At 38.0% G+C, this 3,376-nt stretch carries 3 protein-coding genes and 1 pseudogene; all 4 read left to right on the top strand.

Features of this window, described 5'->3' with window-relative positions:
* Positions 1-107 precede the first annotated feature (107 nt).
* Positions 108-392 (top strand): annotated as a pseudogene (locus IM500_RS24340) (AAA family ATPase); the annotation flags it as partial.
* A 386-nt stretch (positions 393-778) separates the two neighbouring features.
* Positions 779-2,593, top strand: a complete 1,815-nt coding sequence (locus IM500_RS24335; RefSeq protein WP_190722187.1) for an ABC transporter ATP-binding protein — start codon at positions 779-781, stop codon at positions 2,591-2,593.
* A gap of 57 nt (positions 2,594-2,650) precedes the next feature.
* Positions 2,651-3,004 (top strand): DUF4164 family protein, encoded by a 354-nt coding sequence (locus IM500_RS24330; protein ID WP_012266708.1) that lies wholly within the window; start codon positions 2,651-2,653, stop codon positions 3,002-3,004.
* Positions 3,005-3,145: 141 nt separating this feature from the next.
* A partial coding sequence (locus IM500_RS24325; RefSeq protein ID WP_287739689.1) for a DUF4164 family protein occupies positions 3,146-3,376 on the top strand: 231 nt, incomplete at its 3' end.

Here is a 3,376-nt window from a genome sequence, read left to right as displayed (position 1 = left end):
GTAAAGATTTCAGGAGTTTGTACCCAGTAGTTTATTAGTATTACATTGCTTTAACTCAGGCTCTGTAAGACTTTGAGCCATAGCTAGTATATTTATACGGGGGAAGTTCAGTTATATTAATCGATGAATTTGAAAATAGTTTGGGGGTTAACTGTTTGGACACTTTAACAGAAGATTTATTAGTTAATTATCGAGATTTACAGTTTATTATTACCAGTCATCATCCCTATATAATTAATAATATCAGTCCTGCCTATTGGAAAATAGTCACTCGTAAAGGAGGAGTAATTCAGGTACACAATGCGGCTGATTTTCATATTTCTAAAACTCGACAAAAAGCCTTTATTGATCTTATCAATGTCTTAGAAGAATTTCCCCAAGGAATTAGTTAATCGATGAATATTTATTTTTTAGTTGAAGGAAGAAGTACCGAAAAAAAGCTTTATAATACAGCGTATCGATAAAACTGAACACTTAAAAACCTTTCAGAAATTTATTAATTTTTGTGATAATATTCGCCAAAATTTCCGATAAATTGATATGTGGTGCTTTTGCCAAGGATGAAATATAAGCTGATCTGGCATCGTCTCCTGACTAATAGCTGATTGAGAATACAAGACTATGACAAGGCTTTTGTCCTAGAAATTTCTAGGTCGGCAGATTTTTGTAGTATTGTAGTATAATGGTAACTCCAGAAAAACAATCCCAAAAGTGCCTTTAGTCTCTTCAGTTAGCAGTTACCAGATAGAAGTTAAAAATTGGCAATTTACTTGATGTTATGGCTTCCTTACGCGATATTATCAGTTACTATCGCAATTATCAAAAAGCCGCCTTTTTGAGCATTGCTGCATCGAGTGTCTTTGAAATTATCGATCTGATGGTTCCCTACGCCGTCGGACAGATTCTTAATGTTCTTTCTCATCAGCCTTTAGATGGATTCGTGCAATCTTTAGTCGATCGCACCATGGTTTTAACTCCCTTTGCCTCAGAAAAGTGGGTTAGTTTGGCAGTATTATTAGGCTTAATTTTCCTAACCACGGTAATTAAAGCACCAATTCAGCCTTGGCTGGGTGTATGGTTTCACTGGGAAATATCCTTAAGAGCGAGACGAGATCATCTCAAAAAAATTATTGCCAAAATTCTCACCTTACCCCTATCTTTTTATGATGAAAATAATCCAGGACGCATCGCTAACCGGATCGCCAAAGGGATAGAAAATCATACTTGGACTTATCCCGAAGTGGCGGGAATGATGATCCCAAAATTGTTTAGAGTTTTCGGTATTTTTCTTGTTATTTGGGTAATTCAATGGCAGATCGCCCTCGCTTTTGTTGTTTCTTTTGTATTAATTGTAGCTTTTATTTTGAGAGATTTAAAAGATTTAATGCAAAAAGAAAGAATTCTTGATCAGCACATCGAAAATACCCAAAGTCGCAATTCTGAGATTATTACTAATATCAAAACCGTCAAAGCTTTTGCCACAGAAGGACAGGAATTATATCGTCAGAAACAGCGTTTAGAGAGAGAATTTACCTACGTTGTCTATCGCATTCATAAGGGTTATGTGGACTTAATTACTTGGGAAAAAACCCTCGTCCAAGCTAGTTTATTTGGAGTATTTTTCTTTACTCTCCTAGCCACCGTCCAACAGAAAATCTCGATCGGGCATTTTATCACCACCTATACCCTCGCTAGTATGGCCTATGCGGAATTAGATCCCCTATCCCAAATGGCAGAAACTTTCGCTCGTCGCTATGCTTCTATGGCCCGTTTACAGGAATTTATCAACTTGCCCAGTGGCACTGATGCTGGTAGTCTTTTAGCCGATCATGCCCAACACAATCCCTATCATTTTACGGGGAAAGTAGAATTAAGTAATCTTAGCTTTGGCTATAGTCCTGAAAGAAGGATTATAAAGGATATTAATCTTCTGATTGAACCCTATCAAACCGTGGCATTAGTGGGAAAATCTGGTTCAGGAAAATCCACTTTAGTTAAGTTACTTTTCCGCTATTTTGAACCGAGTCAAGGGCAAATTCTGATAGATGGCGAGGATATTAGTCGCTTGGATGTGACTTGGTATCGGCGACGGTTAGCGATTGTCCATCAAGAAGTAGATGTGTTTAATGGTACGGTGTTAGAAAATCTCACCTACGGTAATCCTAATATTAGCTTTGAGAAGGTAGAAGAAGCCTGTAAAATTGCCCGTGTCGATGAATTTATTCAGGAATTACCTAATGGTTATTCCACTATTGTAGGGGAAAGGGGCGTGCGTCTTTCGGGGGGACAAAGACAGCGTTTAGGAATTGCTAGGGCGTTAATTGTTGATCCAGATGTGTTAGTTTTTGATGAAGCCACTTCTAGCTTAGATTATGAGTCAGAAAGAGCCATTCAACTAGCCATGAAATCCATCTTAGGCACTCGCACCACGATTATTATCGCCCACCGTCTCAGTACTGTTCGAGAAGCTGATCAAATTGTCGTCTTGGATAATGGTCGGATTGTCGAGATCGGTAGCCATGACCAATTATTAAATCAGCAGGGAATCTATCAACGTCTCCACTCTTTACAAGAAAGCGGTGAACTGGTTTAGTTTTAAGATAGTCCCCGATAGCAGACTGAGAAAATATATCTAATGGAAGTTGATACTATGTCTAACGAAACCGTTACCTATTCCCTAGAAGCTGTTTTGACTAGGATTGAGGGGAAAATTGACAATCTCCAAAAAGATGTTAACCAAAAATTTGAAAGTCTCCAAAAAGATGTTGACCAAAAATTTGACACTTTCCAAAAAGATGTTAACCAAAAATTTGACAAAATTGACGAACGGTTAAATAAGCTAGAGGTAGGACAGGCAAAGTTAACCGAAAAGGTTGAGGGCATCGATAATCGCCTAAAATCAGTGGAAGGAACCCAAAAAAATCAGGTTTGGACATTGATTATTCTTTTGGCAAGTGCGATCGCTACAGCCGGTTGGAAAGTATTTTTTTCAGGTAATCCCTAGAATTAACCCGTGGCTATTAGTCACAGTTTCAAGTTTTGTCATCCCAGAAAAACGATCTTCTCGAACAACCTCGAACCGGTTTAGTCTTAAAATAGTCCCCAATAGCGGACCGAGAAAATATATCTAATGGAAGTTGATACCATGTCTAACGAAACCGTTACCTATTCCCTAGAAGCTGTTTTGACGAGGATTGAGGGGAAAATTGACAATCTCCAAAAAGATGTTAATCAAAAATTTGACAAAATCGACGAACGGTTAAATAAGCTAGAGGTAGGACAGGCAAAGTTAACCGAAAAGGTTGAGGGCATCGATAATCGCCTAAAATCAGTGGAAGGAACCCAAAAAAATCAGGTTTGGACATTAATTATTCTT

The sequence above is a fragment of the Microcystis sp. M179S2 genome, assembly GCF_020245805.1.
Taxonomy (GTDB): Bacteria; Cyanobacteriota; Cyanobacteriia; order Cyanobacteriales; family Microcystaceae; genus Microcystis; species Microcystis aeruginosa.
This window is presented reverse-complemented; position numbering and strand designations above follow the sequence as displayed.